18 protein-coding genes are annotated in these 18,536 nt (G+C 49.8%); 12 read left to right on the forward strand and 6 right to left on the reverse strand.

The window, feature by feature from the left end; translation table 11 throughout:
- Nucleotides 1-3 precede the first annotated feature (3 nt).
- The 3 genes from BGX14_RS12845 to BGX14_RS12855 all read left to right on the forward strand — a co-directional run bounded on the left by BGX14_RS12845 (nt 4) and on the right by BGX14_RS12855 (nt 3,270).
- Nucleotides 4-1,206, forward strand: coding sequence for a type II secretion system F family protein (locus BGX14_RS12845; RefSeq protein ID WP_073302327.1), 1,203 nt, complete (start codon nt 4-6; stop codon nt 1,204-1,206).
- A gap of 143 nt (nt 1,207-1,349) precedes the next feature.
- Entirely contained in the window at nt 1,350-1,697 is a 348-nt protein-coding gene (locus BGX14_RS12850) for a SpoVG family protein (protein WP_233126551.1), read from the forward strand.
- 10 nt (nt 1,698-1,707) lie between these two features.
- A complete protein-coding gene (locus BGX14_RS12855) occupies nt 1,708-3,270 on the forward strand; it encodes a YifB family Mg chelatase-like AAA ATPase (RefSeq protein ID WP_073302329.1) in 1,563 nt (520 codons plus the stop codon).
- Here BGX14_RS12855 and BGX14_RS12860 read toward each other — a convergent pair.
- Nucleotides 3,267-3,629: a dihydroneopterin aldolase gene (locus tag BGX14_RS12860; RefSeq protein ID WP_095880088.1), complete on the reverse strand. Its 363-nt coding sequence runs from the start codon at nt 3,627-3,629 to the stop codon at nt 3,267-3,269. The genes BGX14_RS12855 and BGX14_RS12860 overlap by 4 nt on opposite strands.
- Nucleotides 3,629-4,759 (reverse strand): hypothetical protein, encoded by a 1,131-nt coding sequence (locus BGX14_RS12865; RefSeq protein WP_143394251.1) that lies wholly within the window; start codon nt 4,757-4,759, stop codon nt 3,629-3,631. The genes BGX14_RS12860 and BGX14_RS12865 overlap by 1 nt, the downstream gene beginning before the upstream one ends.
- Nucleotides 4,760-4,858: 99 nt before the next feature.
- Between BGX14_RS12865 and hemA the strand changes: the two genes are divergently transcribed.
- The 3 genes from hemA to BGX14_RS12880 are packed head-to-tail and all read left to right on the forward strand — an operon-like array spanning nt 4,859 to nt 7,720.
- A complete protein-coding gene (hemA, locus tag BGX14_RS12870; protein WP_095880090.1) occupies nt 4,859-6,145 on the forward strand; it encodes a glutamyl-tRNA reductase in 1,287 nt (428 codons plus the stop codon).
- The gene (hemC, locus tag BGX14_RS12875; protein WP_073302337.1) at nt 6,132-7,100 is read left to right on the forward strand and encodes a hydroxymethylbilane synthase; all 969 of its coding nucleotides are present in this window, start codon (nt 6,132-6,134) and stop codon (nt 7,098-7,100) included. The genes hemA and hemC overlap by 14 nt, the downstream gene beginning before the upstream one ends.
- On the forward strand, nt 7,019-7,720 hold the full coding sequence (locus BGX14_RS12880) for a uroporphyrinogen-III synthase (protein ID WP_095880091.1): 702 nt from the start codon (nt 7,019-7,021) through the stop codon (nt 7,718-7,720). Before hemC ends, BGX14_RS12880 begins: the two co-directional genes overlap by 82 nt.
- On the opposite strand, the gene BGX14_RS12885 is transcribed toward BGX14_RS12880, so the two are convergent.
- Together BGX14_RS12885 and lepA are read right to left on the reverse strand one after the other, a co-directional pair.
- Complete coding sequence (locus tag BGX14_RS12885; protein ID WP_143159301.1) at nt 7,677-8,564, reverse strand: S26 family signal peptidase; 888 nt, start codon at nt 8,562-8,564, stop codon at nt 7,677-7,679. The genes BGX14_RS12880 and BGX14_RS12885 overlap by 44 nt on opposite strands.
- The gene (gene lepA / locus BGX14_RS12890; protein WP_095880092.1) at nt 8,536-10,362 is read right to left on the reverse strand and encodes a translation elongation factor 4; all 1,827 of its coding nucleotides are present in this window, start codon (nt 10,360-10,362) and stop codon (nt 8,536-8,538) included. Before lepA ends, BGX14_RS12885 begins: the two co-directional genes overlap by 29 nt.
- 100 nt (nt 10,363-10,462) lie before the next feature.
- Here lepA and BGX14_RS12895 point away from each other — a divergent pair, with 100 nt between their 5' ends.
- Nucleotides 10,463-11,581 (forward strand): hypothetical protein, encoded by a 1,119-nt coding sequence (locus BGX14_RS12895; protein WP_073302345.1) that lies wholly within the window; start codon nt 10,463-10,465, stop codon nt 11,579-11,581.
- 91 nt (nt 11,582-11,672) lie between these two features.
- Here BGX14_RS12895 and lexA read toward each other — a convergent pair whose 3' ends face one another.
- Nucleotides 11,673-12,323 carry a transcriptional repressor LexA gene (gene lexA, locus BGX14_RS12900; protein ID WP_073302347.1) on the reverse strand — a complete coding sequence of 217 codons (651 nt, stop codon included), beginning with the start codon at nt 12,321-12,323 and terminating at the stop codon, nt 11,673-11,675.
- A gap of 315 nt (nt 12,324-12,638) precedes the next feature.
- Between lexA and BGX14_RS12905 the strand changes: the two genes are divergently transcribed.
- The 5 genes from BGX14_RS12905 (at nt 12,639) to BGX14_RS12925 (ending at nt 17,429) form a co-directional block, all read left to right on the forward strand.
- On the forward strand, nt 12,639-13,286 hold the full coding sequence (locus BGX14_RS12905; RefSeq protein WP_095880093.1) for a hypothetical protein: 648 nt from the start codon (nt 12,639-12,641) through the stop codon (nt 13,284-13,286).
- 412 nt (nt 13,287-13,698) lie between these two features.
- The gene (locus BGX14_RS12910) at nt 13,699-14,445 is read left to right on the forward strand and encodes an SDR family oxidoreductase (protein WP_095880373.1); all 747 of its coding nucleotides are present in this window, start codon (nt 13,699-13,701) and stop codon (nt 14,443-14,445) included.
- A gap of 56 nt (nt 14,446-14,501) precedes the next feature.
- Nucleotides 14,502-15,506 carry a hypothetical protein gene (locus tag BGX14_RS12915; RefSeq protein WP_073302351.1) on the forward strand — a complete coding sequence of 335 codons (1,005 nt, stop codon included), beginning with the start codon at nt 14,502-14,504 and terminating at the stop codon, nt 15,504-15,506.
- A 22-nt stretch (nt 15,507-15,528) separates the two neighbouring features.
- Complete coding sequence (gmd, locus tag BGX14_RS12920) at nt 15,529-16,548, forward strand: GDP-mannose 4,6-dehydratase (protein ID WP_095880094.1); 1,020 nt, start codon at nt 15,529-15,531, stop codon at nt 16,546-16,548.
- A complete protein-coding gene (locus tag BGX14_RS12925) occupies nt 16,548-17,429 on the forward strand; it encodes a GDP-mannose 4,6-dehydratase (RefSeq protein WP_095880095.1) in 882 nt (293 codons plus the stop codon). Before gmd ends, BGX14_RS12925 begins: the two co-directional genes overlap by 1 nt.
- Here the strand turns inward: BGX14_RS12925 and BGX14_RS12930 are convergent.
- On the reverse strand, nt 17,426-18,526 hold the full coding sequence (locus BGX14_RS12930) for a glycosyltransferase family 4 protein (RefSeq protein WP_073302358.1): 1,101 nt from the start codon (nt 18,524-18,526) through the stop codon (nt 17,426-17,428). The genes BGX14_RS12925 and BGX14_RS12930 overlap by 4 nt on opposite strands.
- Between the last annotated feature and the right edge of the window lie 10 nt (nt 18,527-18,536).

An 18,536-nucleotide genomic window follows, 5' to 3' on the forward strand; every position in this document is an offset into this window, starting at 1 on the left:
TCCATGCCGGTCTTTTTATACAAGGCGCAGAATACCCAGGGAAACCAGTTCAACGGGGAAATTGAAGCCAAGGACAAGAATGAAGCGGAATCCCTGCTTCGCCGAAAGCACTTGGTGGTCGAAAGCGTCAAACGCAAACCGATGGAAATTAAAATCCAAATCGGCTCCGGCATTAAATCCAAGGACATTTCCCGCTTTACCCGAATGTTCAGCTCGATGACTTCGGCGGGTCTTCCCATGCTCCAGTGCTTGACGATTCTCGAAGAGCAGATGGATAATCCGGCGATGAGGGATGTCGTGCATAAGCTCACCATGTCTATCAGTGGCGGTTCCAGCTTGGCCGATGCGCTGACCCAACATCCGAAGGTCTTTGACAAGCTGTATTGCAACATGGTAGCGGCAGGTGAAGCGGGCGGTATTCTCGACGGCATTTTGCTGCGCCTTGCGGACTATCAGGAAGCGAACGAACGCTTGGTGCGCAAAGTGAAAAAGGCTTTGACTTATCCGGTGATGGTTGCGGTTGTCGCCGTGCTCGTGGTGATTCTCATGCTCTCTTTTGTGGTGCCGACCTTTGCCGCATCCTTTACGGAACTCGGCGGAGAATTGCCGTGGCCGACGCAGTTCGTGATGGATCTTTCCGACATTATCCGCGATTACGCGGCGTTTTGGATTTTGGGAGCTGTCGCGATTGTCGTGGCGTTTAAAATCGTGATGAAAGTTCCCAAGCTGCATTTTGCCTTTGACCGATTTTTGCTGAAAGTGCCAAAGGTGGGCGATTTGCAAATCAAGAGTGCCGTTGCCCGTTTTAGCCGGACCTTGGGAACGCTTTTGAATGCGGGCGTCTCGGTCACGGAAGCGTTGCAGGTGACGGCAAAGACTTCGGGAAACTCGGTTGTCGAAGCGGCGATCATGAAAATTGCCGTGGGGCTTGCGGGCGGTAAAAGTATTGTGGAACCGATGAAGGACGTGGGCATTTTCCCGGCGATGGTCATCCAAATGGTGGGCGTCGGTGAAAAAACCGGCCAGCTCGGGGCGATGCTTTTGAAAGTCGCGGATTTCTATGACGAAGAAGTGGATGCGGCGATTGACGCTCTGACATCTATGATGGAACCGCTTATCATGGTGGTTCTCGGCGGTGCGGTCGGCTTCCTGATGATTGCGATGTATATGCCGATGTTCAGCATGTCCGATGCGATCAAAGGCTGATTAATCGCTAGCGTTTTTCGTTTAATCATTTCTCCTGTTGTAAAAGCGGCTCATTTTTTGGCAAAATGGGCCGTTTTCTTTTTGGCACGCATTTTGCATTTCTGATATTGCCCCGATGTTGGGGTTATGATAAGGAGCGTAAAATGCCAATAAAAAAGACGGTTTCTACCGAAAAAGAAAAAAACAATGCCGCCCCCAAAGCGTCGGAATACGATTGCCTTGTGGTGACCAATGTTCGAGTCTTTCCTTTTAAGGATGGTGCCAATATGGGGCACGTCAAAGCTCTTGCCAAGGTTGTTTTGAACGACCAGATGCAGCTGACGGGACTCCGCGTGATGGATGGCGAAAACGGTCTGTTTGTCAGTTATCCTTTTGACCCGTTCTATAAAGGGGAAGAATACCGCAGCATTTTTTTCCCGATAACGCGGGAATGTCGGCAGCACATTGAAAATTGTGTTTTGGAAAAATATCAGGAAATTGTTGCCGCATAGGAAATGTAACGTGTTCCAGAGAATTCGCACCAGTTGCCTTTTGGGAATTAAAGCTATTCCAGTTCATGTCGAAGTGGACTCCTCAGCGGGGCTTCCCGGATTCACATTGGTCGGCTTGCCGGACAATGCGGTTCGCGAATCCAGGGAACGCGTTGTTTCCAGTATTCGAAGTTCCGGTTATGCGGCGAGTGGAAGTCGCATGACTGTGAACTTGTCGCCTGCCGATTTAAAAAAAGAGGGTACGTCTTTGGACTTGCCGCTGGCGATAGGAATGCTGATTGCCAGCGAAGAAATTCAGGTGGAATCCCCGGAAAAATTTGTCTTTATGGGAGAACTTTCGCTGGATGGAAAAGTAAAAGCGATTCGCGGCGTTCTTTCTGTGGCGATGAGCCTTTCTAAAAAGAACGATGTTTTTGTAGTGCCCAAAGAAAATGTAGCGGAAGCCAGTCTTGTTGAAGGTCTCTCGGTGATAGGGGTTTCAACTCTTTCGGAATGTATCGAAGCGATTTCTCCGGGTTCCGAAAGGAAGGCGCTTCGATCGCCGGGTATTTTTCGGAAGGACGGGAATACGGAATCGTCTTTGCCGAATTTTCGTTCGGTTGTGGGGATGGAGGGGGTGAAGCGGGCGCTAGAAATTGCGGCGGCAGGGGCGCATAACTTCTTGCTCGTCGGTTCTCCCGGTTCCGGGAAAACTTTCAGCGCCCGCTGTCTTCCCGGAATTTTACCGCCGATGACCGACGAAGAAATCTTGGAATGTACGCAAATCTATTCGTCTATTCGCATTTTGGGAGATTTGGGAGCTGAAACATTTTTAAATCGCCGGCCTTTTCGTTCGCCGCACCATTCTTCTTCCATGGTCGCTTTGGTTGGCGGAGGACCTCATTTACGTCCGGGCGAGGCAAGTTTGGCGCATAACGGTGTTTTATTTTTAGATGAATTGCCCGAGTTCAACCGGAACGTTTTAGAAGCTTTACGGGAACCGATGGAAGAGGGAATTATTCGTGTCAGCCGGGCTTGTGGCACGGTGACATGGCCTGCCCGATTTATGATGGGTGCAGCAATGAATCCTTGTCCCTGCGGGTATTCGATGGATGCCAAAAGAGGTTGCACATGTCTGCCGGATGCCGTTCGCCGTTACCGTCAGCGTGTCTCGGGTCCGATGCTCGATCGGATTGACATTCAGGTCGCCGTGCCTTCTACGGATCCGCAAAGCCTTATGCAAAATGCGCACGGGGAATCTTCGGCAACTATTAGGGAAAGGGTAATTGCCGCTAGAAATGGGCAACGTTTGCGATTTGCAAAAAGTTCCAGTCGTTCCAATGCCGAAATGTCTAGTGAAGAAACGAAAATTTTTGCTCGGATGGATGTTTCTACGGAACATTTTGCCGTATCCGCAGCGGAAAAAATGCGATTAAGTGCTCGGGGTTATTATCGGATGTTGAAAGTGGCCCGGACAATTGCCGATTTGCGGGTTGCGCAATATGGAATTTCTGGCATCAAGGATTCTTCTATTGAATGTCCGGATGTCGCAGAGGCTTTGCGTTATCGGGCTTTTGCCGACCTTGCCGGTTAGTCTCTTTCCAGTTTTATCTCAGCTGCAGAAATTGCTTTTCCGGGGAGGGCCTCGGGTTTTTCTACATGAACCCAGGCGGCTTGGATGCGGGGGGATTGGGCCAGCAGAAATTTTGCTGTCCGAAAAACCAGAGTCTCTATCAATTGGAATTTGGATTTCTGGATAAAGCTCTTTACTTTTTCAGCGAGCTCGGCGTAATCGACGGTATCATCCAGCGCGTCGTTTGTTGCGACGCTTTTGAAATCCAGCCACAAAGAAAAATGGAGTTGAATCGGCTGGGGTTTTTGGCGTTCAAAAGGAAGGGCTCCGAGAATTGACTCAAAGCCCAGATTTTGAACGGTTATTTTTCCGAGTTCCATTACCAGGTGAAGAGGACGATGGAACCGCCGATGGAAAGCGCCGCAATGCCAAACCAGATGTTGCGAGCCATTGAATAGGAATCCATCGCGTCTTTGTTCTTCTTGTTCTTGGAATGGAGCAGGTAGAGGGCGGAATGCTTCCCCATAGATGTTCCATTTTTATAGGCCATGTCGTTCGTTTCGTACCAGACCATGGATTCGTAGCAGTCTTTTTTCCCGCCGCAAGCCTCTTGAATATTCTTTTTGTGGGTGTCCATCAAGTCGTCCACATCGTCGTGGGCGGATTTCGCATCGCTGTATTGCATCTGGTTGTAAACGCCAACTCCGATTCCCGCTGCCGCGACACCGACCAGACCCCAGGCGCTCCATTTGCGGACTTCGTCGGCGATGCCGAATCTGTCTGTGACATCGTTGGATGCGGAATTCGCTGCATAGTCTTCGTCATTCGCCTGATTGGCGGTGGCGGCAACATCGCCTTGGACGTCGTAGTTGTAATCGTCTTCGCCTTCGCAATCCGGATCGTCGTCATCGCAATATTCATCGTCAGCGGCGGCGGAGGAACTTTCTGCTACAGGAGCGGCGGCGAGAGTGTCTTCTTCGGAGGAGCTAGAAGAGGATTCCGCTTCGACGGGGGCTGCCGGGGCCGGTTCTGTGGCATTGACAGGGACCAGGGCGATTGTTTTGACGCCACGATGCATATACATTTCGCTCACGCCTTCGGCAAAAATGGACTTGCCGTCAAAATAGACTTTTTCGATATCGCTATTCGCATCGGCGTTTTCGCTGGAATAGGCTTTTGCTTTGATGGCGAATCCGTAGGCGATGCCGGCTGGAAGCGTGTATTCATTGAGATTGGCCGCTTCGGAACCTTTCCGTCCTTCGTAAAGTTGGTATGTCGTGGGGGATTCTCCGAATGGGTCTTCAAATTTTTGGCGGACGTAGAAGCGACCGTCTTGGACGTTTTCCACGGTTCCTGTAGAGGAAATTTTAAGGGAGCCGCCGAATTCAGCGTCAATGTATTGGTCGGGAGTTCCGACATCTTCGCCAGAAAATTTCTGGATGGTATAATTGTCGGCAGCCAGTGCGGTAACGGCAAAGAAGCCGAGCATTGCAAATAGAGTGGACTTCATTCGTAAAACTCCAAAAAATATTCTGCACTAAATATATATAATCCTTTTTTGAATGGAAGCTTCTGAAAATTTTTCTAGCTTAAGATATGGGAAAAAGTGATGAAAAATAAAGAAAATACGCATTGTGTTGTTTTAGGTGCAAGCCATAAAACCTGTCCGGTCGCTTTAAGGGACAAGTTGAGCTTTTCGGAATCCCAGTTGGAGAAAGGGCTTTCCAGTCTGGGAAATTTGCCCGGTTTTTCGGAAGCGGTCATCCTTTCGACGTGCAATCGGACGGAAATTTATGCGGCGACCCTGTATCCAGAAGCTTTGCGCGACACGCTGATCAACTGGTGGGCGGAATTTTCGCATATCGATGTGGGCGAACTGATTCCGCATTGCTTTTATTTGACGCATACGGAAGCGATTTCGCATTTGTATTCGGTCGTTTCTTCTTTGGACAGTCTTGTTCTAGGTGAAAACCAGATATTGCAGCAGGTCAAAGAGGCTTTTCTGACGTCGCAGAAAGCGGGAAAGGCGGGCTTCTTCCTGAGCCATCTTTTTCAGTCCGCGTTGAGTTTAGGAAAGAAAGTCCGCGAAGACACCGCCATTGGCGAAGGAACCGTTTCGATTCCGTTTGCGGCTGTCCAGCTGGCGCTTTTGGAATTGGGAAGTCTCGCTCCGCTGCGCGTGGGCGTTCTTGGACTCGGCGAAATGGGGAATATCGCTTCTGTGGAACTTTCGGCTGCGGGAGTGTCCCGTTTTTCTTTTTTCAACAGGACTCTTTCCAAAGCGCAGAATTTTGCCGCGCGATTTGGCGGCGAGGCTTTCGATTTGCAGGCGTTGCCGGAACATTTGGAATCGCTGGACTTGCTGATTGCGGCGGCGTCTTCTCCGGAATATCTGATTTCCGCAGAGATGCTTCGCAACAAAAGGCACTCTGGGAAAATGGTTTTGATAGACATTGGCGTTCCGCGGAATATCGAACCGGAAGTGGCGAATCTTCCCGACGTGTCGCTTTTTTGCATCGACGATTTGACTAAAGTCGTGGAAGAAAACCGCAGCAGGCGACGCCATTCTGCAGAACGGGCGCGCGAAATTATCGGGGATGCGGTGGATTCCTTTGCGGAATGGTATGCTTCTTTGGGAGTTATTCCGCTCATGCTCGCTTTGAGGAATCATCATGAAAAAATAGAGGCGGAAGTGCTGCAAAAATGGGAACATCGGGTGTCGCCCGAAGAAGGGGAACGGCTGCACCGTTTTGCGGACGAATTGATTGCCAAAATTTTGCACAGGCCTTCGGCGGAACTCAAACATCTGGGGGCGGCGGGTCTTGGCTTGGAAAGTCGCCTGATATTGGAAAGACTGTTCGATTTGCAGGAAAGAGGCTCGTATGGAAACGATTAGGATAGGGACTCGCGGCAGTGCGCTTGCCATGGCCCAGGCGAATTTGACCCGGGATTTGATTGTGCGGAAATTTCCGTCTGTCGCTGTGGAAATCGAGGTGATTAAAACGCAGGGGGACAAGGATCGGGTGCGCTCTTTGGTTTCTTTTGGCGGACAAGGCGTTTTTGTCAAGGAAATCGAGGAAGCTCTTTTAGAAAAGAGAATCGATTTGGCTGTGCATTCGTTGAAGGACGTTCCGGATTCCATGGATTCCCTGTTGGAGCTTTCCGGCTTTTTGAAGCGGGAAGATTTTCGGGATGTTCTGGTTTCGGGCGGCGTGCGCTTTTCCGATTTGAAGCCGGGTGCCAAAATAGGAACGGGATCGCCGCGTCGGGTCTTGCAGTTGAAATCGCTGCGTCCGGATTTGCATTGCGTCAATTTGCGCGGCAATTTGCCCTCTCGAATCGACAAGGTTAAATCGGGGGAATGCGATGCGATTTTATTGGGTGCGGCGGGGCTTGTCCGGTTGGAAATGTCCTCTCTGATTACGGAGCGATTTTCGATTGAAAAAATCACGCCGGCGATTGGGCAGGGAATTATCGCATTGCAGTCCTGCGTGGAAAATAAACGGGCAAAGGAAATTGCCGAAGGGATTTCCGATGAGGCGACGGTCATTGCCGCTCGGACGGAACGCCGCTGGATGAATCTGCTGGGTGGTGGCTGCCGAGTCCCGATGGGTGCGGTTCTGGAATCGGAACCGGATTCGTTTTGCTTTACGGCTTACCTTGCCGATCCGCGGGACGGTCGTTTTCTGCGCCGGTCGCAACGCTTTACGGCTTTGGAGTTGAAGTCCGGAGAAAAGTTGGAAAAATTTGCTGACGAATTTATGGGCGAATGCCGACGACAGGGAATTCTTCTTCCGCTGGAGACGAATGGACCGGAAGCCATTTCGACTTTTTGGGAATCGGAGCGGTAACGGTTTTCATGCTGGTTATTTATACGAAGATAGATGCGCCGGGGGAAGATTTTATCGCTGCGGAACGAGAGAAGGGAAATCGGGTCTTGCATATTCCCGCTCTAACTTATGCGCCGACGGGAAACCCTTTGAATTTTTTGGACTGTGATTCGGCGTTTGTCGGAAGCCCTCGTGCGGCGGCGATAGCGAAAGAAGCGTTGAAAAATTTCGCAGGCCCGATTTTTACAGCGGGACCTCAAACGGCGCGCTTTTTATTGCAGCAGGGAATTTCTGTGGCGGCTGCGGGAACGGAAAAAGGCGCAAGGGATTCTTTTCCCCGCTTTTTAGAAATTCGAAAAGTGCAAAACGTCGCTTGGATTTCCGCATTGGAAACCGCTGCCGATTTGAAGCAAATCGCTGCTGAAAATCAAGTGCGGATTCGGCATTTCCCCGTTTATAAAACGCAAGCGGCGAAGGTGGATGAACAGAAAATGCAGAGCTTGGAACATCCCCTTTCATGGCGTTTCTATTCGGGCAAAGCGCTCAAAGCGATGAGCCGTTTTATTCAAGAAGGCGACTTGGTGAATTTGCACGGGGCTAGTGCTGAAAAAGCGTTTGCGCTCGCACAACCTTGCCGATGATTTGTTTTTTTGCAATGAATCCGAGCTGACGGGAATCGGCGTAGTGATTTCCTTTTGTACAAATCAAGTAATAAAAGTCGTCCGGTGACCGAAAACCTTTGATTTCGGTAGAATCCTGCGCATTGTAGATTTTACGTTCAAATCGGACAGGCTTGGCTCCAGGTTCTTCCCGATTGATTTGCAAGCTGATGATAAAGTACTCTTGCCAGTGAAAACCGTGGATTTCGCGAATGCTCACCGGCCTTCCGAAAATGTGTGCGCTGCCAACCCGAGAAAGGGGCAGCGTGTCGTTTTCGCGTAGCAGCTGGGCTTGCGTGTAATATCTATGTGTGCCGAATTGGTTTTGCAGAATCAGGGAGGCGTAATCGAATGCGATGTCGTTCAATTCGGAAAAAGAAATGCTGTCGCCTTGGCGGGGAATGTAAAATTCCCTGGGGGCGATGATTTCGGATTCGTCTTCCCACTGGGACGTATTTTCGCCGGACTGGATTTTTCCATCGGGAAAGATGCGGATGGAATCGCCCGGCAAGCCAAAGACGGAGCGAAGAATGGGATCTTGACCGTTTAAAGAAACCAAAACGATGTCGTCATGGGTTAATTTGTTCGTGCAAAAGGGAAGCTTGCAAACCCAGACGAGATCTCCGGAAGAAAGTCTTGAATCCAAAGCGTTGCCGACGATGCGGACGGGTTCTATGACGTAAAGTCGCAATGCAAGGCTGAACAAAAAAACGGCAAGGAGAACAAGTCCCAGGACGATATTCCATTTGCGGGACGAAGCCCTCTGCAATTTTTTCGCATACGACGCCGCAGACATATCACGAGTCGGAAGAGGATTTTCCCGCATCGGAAAGCGAAAGCACAGCGAGGAATGCTTTTTGCGGCACTTCGACGGAACCGATGTTTTTCATGCGCTTCTTGCCTTCTTTCTGCTTTTCCAAAAGTTTGCGCTTGCGGGTGATGTCGCCGCCATAACACTTGGCAAGAACGTCTTTGCGTACTGCTTTGACCGTGCTGCGGCTGATGATTTTTCCGCCGATGGCACCTTGAATGGCAACGTCGAATTGCTGCCGGGGGATCAAGTCTTTTAAGCGGACGCAAATGGCGTTGGCATAAGATGCGGATTTTTCCCGGTGAATGATGACCGAAAACGCATCGACGGGATCGCCGTTCAGCAAGATGTCGAGCTTGACAAGGTTGTTGGGACGATAGCCGAGAGGCGCGTAATCGAGTCCGCCATAGCCGCGGCTAATCGACTTGAGCCTGTCGTAAAAGTCGAACATGATTTCGGCGAGCGGAAGATTGTATTTGAGAATGACTTTCGTCTCGTCGATGTATTCCATGTTGTCGAATTCTCCGCGCTTTTCTTCGCAGAGCTTCATGATGGCTCCGACGTAATCCTTTGGTGTAAAAATCTGCGCCTTGACGTAGGGTTCTTCGATGCGTTCATAGCGGGACGCGTCTGGGAGTTTCGACGGACTGGAGACCTTGACCATGTCGCCGCCGGTCAGATAGACGTGGTATTCGACGTTGGGAACCGTGGTGATGATGTTCACGCCGAATTCGCGGTCCAGACGTTCCTGTACGATTTCCATGTGCAGAAGGCCGAGAAAACCGGTGCGGAATCCAAACCCGAGCGCGTCGGATGTTTCGGGTTCCCATTGCAGGGCAGAATCGTTCAACTTCAGTTTTTCAAGGGCCTCTCGCAGGTTTTTGTAATCTTCGGGATCGATGGGGTAAATGCCCGAGTAAATCATCGGCTGGATATCTTTGTAGCCGGGAAGCGGTGCTTCGGCGGGAGCGTCCGCATCGGTAATCGTATCGCCGATTTTGACATCGCTGATGGTTTTGACGTTTGCCATCACATAGCCGACCATGCCTACAGAAAGTTCCTTGCGGGGATTGCGCTTCATGGTGAACGTGCCGACTTCGGTGACGGTGTAAGTCGCCCCTGAAGTCATCAGCTGAATTTCCATTCCCGGACGCAACGTTCCGTTGAAAACGCGAATGTCGTTGATGACGCCGCGGTAAGAATCGTACATCGAATCGAAAATGAGAGCCTGGAGCTTGCTAGCCGGGTCGCCTTTGGGGGCGGGAATTTCATCGACAATGCGGTCCAGGACTTCTGCGATATTGATGCCGGTTTTGGCGGAAATACGGGGAATTTTTTCCGGCTCGTATCCCAAAAGATCGCCGACCAGTTGCGCTACATGGTCCGGGTTGGCGCTGGGCAAATCGACTTTGTTCAATACGGGAATGATGGTGAGGTCGTTTTCTATGGCCAGATAAAGGTTGGAAAGCGTCTGCGCCTGAATTCCCTGCGTGGCATCGACAACAAGAATAGCCCCTTCGCAGGCGGCCAAAGAACGGCTGACTTCGTAGCTGAAGTCCACATGCCCCGGCGTATCGATCATATTAAGAATGTATTGCTGCTCTCCGCGGTTATACAGCAAGCGGATGGCGTGGGCTTTAATCGTGATGCCCCGCTCCCGTTCCAAATCCATATCGTCGAGAAGCTGGTTCTGCATATCTTTTTCGGCGACGGTTTTGGTGAGTTCAATCAATCGGTCGGCAAGGGTGGATTTGCCGTGGTCGATGTGGGCGATAATGGAAAAATTGCGAATGTTGTCTTCTGTTCTGGCCATTGCTGCAAATATAGTTATTTGCGTGTTTTTACAGGGATTTTGGGATGCGTTCTAAGGGAATGAGTAGAAATGAAATTGAAATTTTATTATATTTTCGCGCATGAGCTCTAAAAAACAACCGCCCAAAAAGAAATCGGTTCCTGAAAAAAAGAACGTTAAAAAAGTAGGATCCGCCCAAAAGTCGGCGTCTTCTGCAAAAAAGAATGTTTCCCCGAAAAAAAATGAAAAGGCTGTAGCAAAGGCCGCACCCGTAAAAAAATCCGCAGCGTCGGCGTCCAAGACGGCATCGTCGTCTGCAAAAAAAACGGTGCCGGCAAAGAAAACGCAGGCCAAGAAAGAAATCGCCAAACAAGCGGCGGTAAAAACGGTCAAAAATTCGGCGGCAAAATCGACGAAAAAAATCGAAAAAGGTAAACCGGAGTCGCCAAAGGCTGTCAAAACGAAAAATGGCACAAAAAAGGAAGAAATGAAGGTTGTGCTTCAAACGTCGGAAAAGTCGGCGGTCTCCAAGCCGAAAAAGCCGGTGGAAACAAAGAATGGCAAAGTCGAACTTGCAGTGACCAAAGCACCGGGAAAAAACGGAATCGGCCAAGCCAAGCCCGTCGATAGTCCAAAAACGAACGACGGTGCTAAATCGGGCAGCGGCTCGGCTGGCGGCAATAAAATCGCAACACCTTCTAATGCGAAAAAAACGCAGCCTGTTGTTCAAGACGATGCCATTCTTTTGCAAAATGGGAGTGTTTTGGCAAAAAGCGCATTCTTTATTATTGACGCCGAACAGGAAGATAAGGCTTCTCGGAAAAAAGGCCCTACGGAAGAGGGGGAAAAGCCGACGGTCAGCATGCGACATCGAGCCTCTTTGGTCGATGAAACTCCAGAAGAACTTTATGCGCGTGTGATTGCGGAATTGCAGGAAGAAAATATCCGCTTTACCCAGGAGTGTTCCCGTCAGCTTTGTACAAAGTGCTGCCGCAATCCCGTTTCTCCGGAATACCGTGTGGACAAGGATTTGGGCTATTGCGAAGAATGTGCGGAAATTTTGGGACTTGGGCGTTCCAAGGAAGCCCGCCACTTGAGTTATCAGGCAAAGCTTCTCGGAGCGGATTCTTTGGATGAAGCCCGTGACGATGACGATTTTGGCGAAGCACCGTCTCAAGAGGAAATCGATGAAGCGGACAAGGACCTCGACTTGGACGATTCTGATATGGATAAACTCTAATCCTCCTTTGAAAACTTTGCTTTCTAAAAACGCTACAGAAATTGTGGCGTTTTCTTTTTAGAGAGAACCTCCGGGGTCGGATCGTTTTCTGCTAGTTGATTTTCCGCAGGACGCCAATCACCCTACCGGCAATGGAAAAGTTACTGTTGGCATTGACGATAATCGGCTGGTATTTGGGGTTTGCCGGGCGAAGTTCAATATGATCGGGTTGCGGCTGGTAGTATTTAACGGTGGCTTCATCGTTGATTTGGGCGATGATGATTTCTCCGCGTTCCGCTTGGGTTTGAGAACGTGCAAAAACGAGATCCCCGTCAAAAATGCCAGCGTTGATCATCGAATCCCCTTTTACATGTAGTGCGAACACATTGGGCTGGCTTGCCAGAAAATCCCTGTCCACCGTAACGGTTCCTTCGATGTTCTGCACAGCGAGAATCGGTGACCCTGCTGCGACTCTGCCGATGATAGGTACTTCTACGAAGTCTTTTAAATTTTTTGTTTCCGGTTCACGCTGCGGAGAATGTGTCGATTCGAGAATTTCAATGCCTCGGCTCAACCGGGGGGCGCGGCGGATGTAGCCTTTTTTAATCAGGGCGGCCAGAATCGAGCGGACTCCATTTGTGGAAGAAATGCCGAATTTGTCGCCGATTTCCCGGACGGTGGGAGGCATTTTTTCTTTTTCGGTACAGGAACGGATGTAGTCGTAAATTTCTTTTTGCCTATCGGTGAGAGCCTTTTTGTCCATGTGATACCTCGTTTTTCTTTTTAAATATACTGCACATTTGTTTAATTGTCAATATATTCACTGCACAAATTTTTTTTACAGCTTTTTTTGTCGTTTTTATGTTGAAAAAGAGCCTTTTTATCGCCGATTTATCTAAATTAGGCGTCGAAGTCAATTTACTTCTTCGCCGGTTGGCGAATTTTGCCCGTTGTGGCTTTTTCACATGGCTGTTGAGCTCTTTAGAGCGTTATTAAATGGCCCTTTTCTGATGACTTCCGCGAGAATTACGGTCCTTCCAGCCGCTTTTCGTGCCACCCTTAGATTGAGGTAATTTAAATGGAATATATCACTCTCGCTCTTGCCGCTATTGCGGTTATCCTTGGGATTGTTATCCTTTCCAAGGTGAATAAGCTCATCACGATGCTTCACACTCCGATTGTCAAACGGGTTTCCGATACGAATCTGAAACCGAACCGTCACCCGGTCAGCGCTCAGGATATGGCTGCGCGCAATAATGACCGCCGTGAAAATAATCGGAATAACGATCGTCGTGAACGTGGCAATTCAGGAAATGCGAACCGTCAGGAACGTTCTTTTAATCGTGACAGAAACGATCGCCGTAATGATCGCCGTAACGGTCGCAATGAAGTCCGTTCTGGCCGTCGCGATTTTGCGCAACCCGAAACCACTCCGGTTGCGGCTCCTGTCGATAACGTTCCGTCTGCTCCTGTAGATCCGGTTCCGGCTCCGGCAGTTGAAGAAACTCCCCGCGTAGAAGGCGGACGTCGTCCTCTTCCGCCGCGAATTCAGGCGACTCTTCCCGAAGCTCCGGTTGCGGCTCCCGCTGCTCCTGTGGCTGCGGAAGTGGAAACGACGCTGGGTGCCGAATTTGATCCGGCCAAAGTCCGTTATGGTCGTCGCAACGTCGTGAAGAAAATTCCGGTAGAAGATTCTCCGGAATCTACGGAAGAAGCACAGGCTTAATCCGCGCTTTTTCAAAGCGAAGGGCCCGCAGAAATGCGAGCTCTTTTTGTATAAAAAGAAAATCCAATATTTAGCGATAAATGCCACGAGGCCTTTGCCTTTCGATGCGAATTGAAATGCCTTATGGAAAAACGAAGGTTAGGCTAATTCTTTTCAGGCTTGATGCTTTGCAGAAAAATGTAGAAAGAGTTGCTGTAGGCATTCTCAAAAAATTGCTTTGGTGAAGTGCTTCGGCTGGCTTACCAACCATGTTTGACAAGCGCTTGTTGAACTTGTCGAAGCACACCAACCAGCGTCAAGGGAGAAGTGATTAGTGGCTAGTGGTTAGTTGGGAAGTTGGGTGTTATAAATTTTCGACTTGCAAAGAAAAATTTGCTTGAAGTCTTGGCAAAGGAAAGATATACTAAAAGGCATGGTTGATATAAAAGGAAAATGGGCACTTGTAACGGGTGCGAATCGCGGAATCGGTTATAGAATTGCCATTTTTATGGCGCAGCATGGTTGCAATTTGATTTTGCACAGTCGCTCTCTGGAGCATACGGCGGCGGTCTTGCAAGAAGTTTGCGCTCTGGGAGTCGAAGCTTACGATGTTGCCGCTGAACTTTCGGATCTGTCGCAGGTTCAAAAAATGATAGATGAAATCCGTTCCAAAGGAACGCCGGTCGATATCCTTTTTAATGACGCTGCCGTGCAAATCGCTTACCGTCAGGATTATTATCAAACCCCTGCTGAAGATTATGCGCAGAGTTTCGCCATCAACACGATTGCTCCTATGATGCTGTGCTATGCGTTTATTCCCCCGATGATTGCAAGGGGTTGGGGCCGTGTGATCAATACGACGAGCGGTATTCGAAACGAGCCAGAACAGGCCGGCTATTCGGCTAGCAAAGCCGCTTTGGACAAAGTGACTCTTGATTTGGCCGGTAAATTGGATGGAACGGATGTTTGTATCAATCTGACGGATCCGGGCTGGTGCCGCACAGATTTGGGCGGTCCGCAGGCTCCGAATGATCCGGATAGCGTCATACCGGGAATTTGCGTTGGGGCATTTGTCGATGATAAAAGCAGCGGACGCAATCTGGGCGCGCAAAATTTTACAGGCATGACGTTGGAAGCCGCCGTGGAAAAAGCGAAAACCTTTCCCAAGTTGTTTTTGTAACGAACTCTCTGCTTTTTAGGGTGCCGACAAACGGTTTTGTTTTCTAATTTTTAGCCGTGCTGAAAAATCGATTTTTCATACTGGCTTTTGCCGTTTTTTTGGCGATTCCCGTTTGGGCGGATTCTTCGGAGGTTATGCCGGATTCGGGAAAGTCTGCTTTAGCTCCCCTTTCGGATAGTTTGACTTCCAGTCCTTTTTGGCGAGACGCTGAAGGGGATTACCGTTCCGAAGATCCGGGGTCGGATTCCCTGCAAATTTTTTCGCCTCTCAAATTTGGCGGCATGATCGCTTTGTCGGCGACGGCATACGGAGCCGCTTATGCTCTGGTTTTTGCCAAGGGCTGGTGGGACGACGAACGTTCGCATTTCCATTTTGAAAATGATTTTGATTATGCGAAAAATCTGGACAAAGCCGGGCATTTTGCCGCAGGCGTTTTCTTGGCGGAAGGGTTTTATTTGGGCTATTATTGGGCGGGGCTCTCGGAATTTCAGGCCTATTTGGCGGCGGGACTTTCGGCCATGTCCACCCATATCGCTATCGATATTAAGGACGGTTTTGCGCCCAAATGGGGATTCAGCATTTTCGATGTGCTATCGGGAACTTTGGGCGGTTTCTATCCGATGGCAAAACGCTATGTTCCGTTTTTCAAATACATCGATTTTAAATACAGTTACTGGAGAAATTCCGAAGCCTATTGGCGAGAAACCGATACGGGTGTCTTCACGGACGATTACTGCAACGAAACATTTTGGCTCTCTTTAAAAGTGCATCGCCTATTGCCGCAGTCCGCTCGCTGGATTTGGCCGTCGTGGCTTGCCGTTGCGGGTGGATGGAGCGTTTCGCCGAGCACTTTCTATAAAAAGAAGAATCGGCACGTGTCGAAAAAGGGACATCACGAGTTTTATGTCGCTCTGGACTACGATTTGGAGGGGGTGTTCAAACCGCATCAGCGTTGGGCGCGCAACGTCGTTCGGATGCTCAATTACATCAAATTGCCGGCTCCGACTTTTCAGGTTTATCCCGACGTAAAGTTTTTCTTGCTTTATCCGATAAAGTTCTAAAGGAAATTTATATCTTATGGCTATGAAAAGAGTTCTTATTACCGGTATTACGGGGCAGGACGGTTCCTATTTGGCGGAATTGCTTCTGGAAAAAGGTTACGAAGTCTATGGGCTGGTACGCCGCAAAAGCAAATTGGATTTTAATAATGCGGAACATTTGAAAGGCCAAGTCACGTTTCTCTTTGGCGATATGACGGATTCGGCGTCGCTACTGCGGGCGATGGAAATTGCCAAGCCCGACGAGATTTACAATTTGGCGGCGCAATCCTTTGTGACGACTTCTTGGGAGACGCCGCTTTCGACGGCGGATATCAATGCGATTGGCGTGACGAAACTTTTGGAAGCGGTGCGCCTGGTGAAGCCCGAGACCCGGGTGTATCAGGCAAGTACGAGTGAAATGTTCGGCAAGGTGCAGGCTGTTCCGCAAAACGAAAAAACTCCTTTTTACCCGAGAAGTCCGTATGGGGTTTCCAAACTTTACGGGCACTGGATTATCAAAAATTATCGGGAAAGCTATGGGATGTTTGCTTGCTCCGGGATTCTTTTTAATCACGAGTCGGAACGCCGTGGCGCGGAATTTGTCACCCGGAAAATTACGATTTCCGTTGCCCGCATACAAGCGGGTTTACAAGAATGCTTGGAATTGGGAAATTTGAATGCCAGCCGCGATTGGGGGCATTCCGCCGATTATGTGCGCGCGATGTGGCTCATGTTGCAGCAGGACAAAGCCGACGATTTTGTGGTAGCGACCGGAGAAACGCACACGGTTCGCGATTTCGTTTCCAAGGCGTTCAGGTCGGCGGGAATGGAATTGGAATTTCATGGAGAAGGGGTGAAGGAATTTGCGACGCTCAAAGGAACGAATCGGGTTCTTGTCAAAGTGAATCCCGAATTTTTCCGCCCTGCCGAAGTGGATTTACTGATTGGAGACGCGGCTAAAGCCAAAACGGTTTTGGGTTGGGAACCGAAAATTTCTTATGACGAGCTTGTTTGCCGGATGGTGAAAAGCGATATCGCCCTTCTCGCCGAGGGGAAAATTTAATGCCCGTGACGCTTGTCGTCGGCGCGTCGGGATTTGTCGGCGGCTATCTGGTTCGTGAACTTGTTCAAGCGGGTCATCAGGTGGTGCAGGCGAACTTTCCGGAGTTCAATCTGCTGGAAAAATCCGCCGTGGATGCTGCGGTACAAAATGCGGATCCCGATTATGTTGTCAATCTGGCAGCAATCAGCTCCGTTGGGGAAAGCTGGAAAAATCCGGTGATGACAGTGGATGTCAATATCAAAGGGACGCTGCATTTACTCGATGCGGTTCAACGTTTTGCGCCCTCGGCAAAAGTCCTTCTTATCGGCAGTGCCGAGGAATACGCGGCCAAAAATTCTCCGCTGGTTGAGGCGGACACTCTGGAAGCGAGCAATCCTTATGGCATCACCAAAATTGCGCAGGAAAATTTTGCTGAGCTCTATCGGAAAAAATACGGAATGCGAATTGTCTGCACGCGTTCTTTTAATCATACGGGAATCGGGCAAACGCCGACTTTTGCGCTCCCCAGTTTTTGCAAACAGGTCGCTGAAATCGACAAGAGCAGAAAGCCCGGAAAAATTTATGTGGGAAATTTGACTGCCGTCCGGGATTTCTCGGATGTAGAAGATGTGGTTCATGTCTATCGGATGCTGCTCGAAAACGATAATGCCTGGGCGGTTTACAATGTCGGTTCCGGCATCGCTTACTCCATGCAGGAATTGCTACAAACAATTATTGGGTTTGCGAAAGTTCCGATTGAAATCGTGCAGGATGTGGCGAAAATGCGGCCTGTTGATATTCCCTATCTTTGCGCGGATAATTCTCGGATTCGGAAGTTTTGGCGTGGAACGGATATTCGGACGACCATCAAAAAAATGTTTGACTTTTATCGCAACGCCTAAAGTGCTTTTTCTACCGCTGCCTGCATTTTTTCCGCCATCGCGTCCCAGCTCATTCCGAGAGCGCGTTTTCGCGCGTTTTCCTCGAGCGTTCGCAAGCGTTCCCCGTTATGCAGAATTTCCGCAGCCTTTTCGCAGAATCCTTCCGGGTCGTCGTTTTCGTATAGGATGCCGGTGACGCCGTCGATGACGGAATCCTTCAATCCGGCGACGTTGTTCGAAATGGAAATCGTTCCGCAGAGGTTCGCTTCGATGTTGTTGATGCCCCACCCTTCCTTGAAGGACGGGTTGATGAAGAGGGAGGAACGGCTGAGCAGGTCGCGTTTTTCCGACTCGGAGATTCGTCCGAGGAACCTGACCGATTCGCTTACCCCCAATTCGCTTGCGAGCTTTTCGAGTTCCCCGCGGTAGTCGCCGCTTCCTGCGATTTCGAGGGAAATGCCCGGGACGAGTTCCTTGAGCCGCGGCAGCGCGCGGATGGCGAACTGGGCGTTTTTGTATTTCATCAGCCGTCCGATGTAGGAGATGACGGGCGGATTCGCCTTGGGCATTGTCGGGTGAAAGTATTCCGTGTCGATGCCCGGTTCCACGATGGAAATTTTCCCGTAGCGGATTTTCATATCGTCGATTTCGTCCTTGGTGCTTTCGGAAATCGCGAGAAAATTTTCGCCCTTGTAAAAAAGCGCGACCGCGCGTTCCATCAAGTAGACATACAGGGCGAACGGAAACGCCGTTTCGCGGAAAATGGATTTCCGGAAAAAGTGCATCACCATGTGAAGCCGTTTCGTTTTTGTGCAAAGCGGCGTGAAAAACGGAATTTTGTTCAGGTCCTCGACGATGAGGTCGTATTCCTTTTGGTGTTTGTGCGCATAGAGGAACGCGGAATAGTTGAACAGGAACTTGTTTCCGATGCGGACCGTGCGCATACCGTCGATGATTTCTTCGTGGGGAAGGTTTTTGACGCGGTGGGCAAGGACCGTCACGTCGTAGTCGCGCTGGTTGAGGCGTTTAAAAATTTCGTGAAAATAGAGCTCTGCTCCGCCCGCTTCCGGGTTTTTGATGTCCCGCCAGTTGATGAGTAGGATTTTTTTGTTTGACACGGAAAGACCT

This window comes from Fibrobacter sp. UWS1 (genome assembly GCF_002300445.1).
Classification (GTDB): domain Bacteria; phylum Fibrobacterota; class Fibrobacteria; order Fibrobacterales; family Fibrobacteraceae; genus Hallerella; species Hallerella intestinalis.

What these genes read in the sequence shown, in the direction of transcription:
- hemA (WP_095880090.1), top strand. Translation starts at nt 4,859, where the DNA reads ATGAAAAATAAAGAAAATACGCATTGTGTTGTTTTAGGTGCAAGCCAT.
- BGX14_RS12905 (WP_095880093.1), top strand. Translation starts at nt 12,639, where the DNA reads ATGGAATATATCACTCTCGCTCTTGCCGCTATTGCGGTTATCCTTGGG.
- BGX14_RS12885 (WP_143159301.1), bottom strand. Translation starts at nt 8,564, where the DNA reads ATGCGGGAAAATCCTCTTCCGACTCGTGATATGTCTGCGGCGTCGTAT.
- BGX14_RS12910 (WP_095880373.1), top strand. Translation starts at nt 13,699, where the DNA reads ATGGTTGATATAAAAGGAAAATGGGCACTTGTAACGGGTGCGAATCGC.
- gmd (WP_095880094.1), top strand. Translation starts at nt 15,529, where the DNA reads ATGAAAAGAGTTCTTATTACCGGTATTACGGGGCAGGACGGTTCCTAT.
- lexA (WP_073302347.1), bottom strand. Translation starts at nt 12,323, where the DNA reads ATGGACAAAAAGGCTCTCACCGATAGGCAAAAAGAAATTTACGACTAC.
- BGX14_RS12865 (WP_143394251.1), bottom strand. Translation starts at nt 4,759, where the DNA reads ATGAAGTCCACTCTATTTGCAATGCTCGGCTTCTTTGCCGTTACCGCA.
- lepA (WP_095880092.1), bottom strand. Translation starts at nt 10,362, where the DNA reads ATGGCCAGAACAGAAGACAACATTCGCAATTTTTCCATTATCGCCCAC.
- BGX14_RS12925 (WP_095880095.1), top strand. Translation starts at nt 16,548, where the DNA reads ATGCCCGTGACGCTTGTCGTCGGCGCGTCGGGATTTGTCGGCGGCTAT.
- hemC (WP_073302337.1), top strand. Translation starts at nt 6,132, where the DNA reads ATGGAAACGATTAGGATAGGGACTCGCGGCAGTGCGCTTGCCATGGCC.
- BGX14_RS12850 (WP_233126551.1), top strand. Translation starts at nt 1,350, where the DNA reads ATGCCAATAAAAAAGACGGTTTCTACCGAAAAAGAAAAAAACAATGCC.
- BGX14_RS12845 (WP_073302327.1), top strand. Translation starts at nt 4, where the DNA reads ATGCCGGTCTTTTTATACAAGGCGCAGAATACCCAGGGAAACCAGTTC.
- BGX14_RS12880 (WP_095880091.1), top strand. Translation starts at nt 7,019, where the DNA reads ATGCCGACGACAGGGAATTCTTCTTCCGCTGGAGACGAATGGACCGGA.
- BGX14_RS12860 (WP_095880088.1), bottom strand. Translation starts at nt 3,629, where the DNA reads ATGGAACTCGGAAAAATAACCGTTCAAAATCTGGGCTTTGAGTCAATT.
- BGX14_RS12895 (WP_073302345.1), top strand. Translation starts at nt 10,463, where the DNA reads ATGAGCTCTAAAAAACAACCGCCCAAAAAGAAATCGGTTCCTGAAAAA.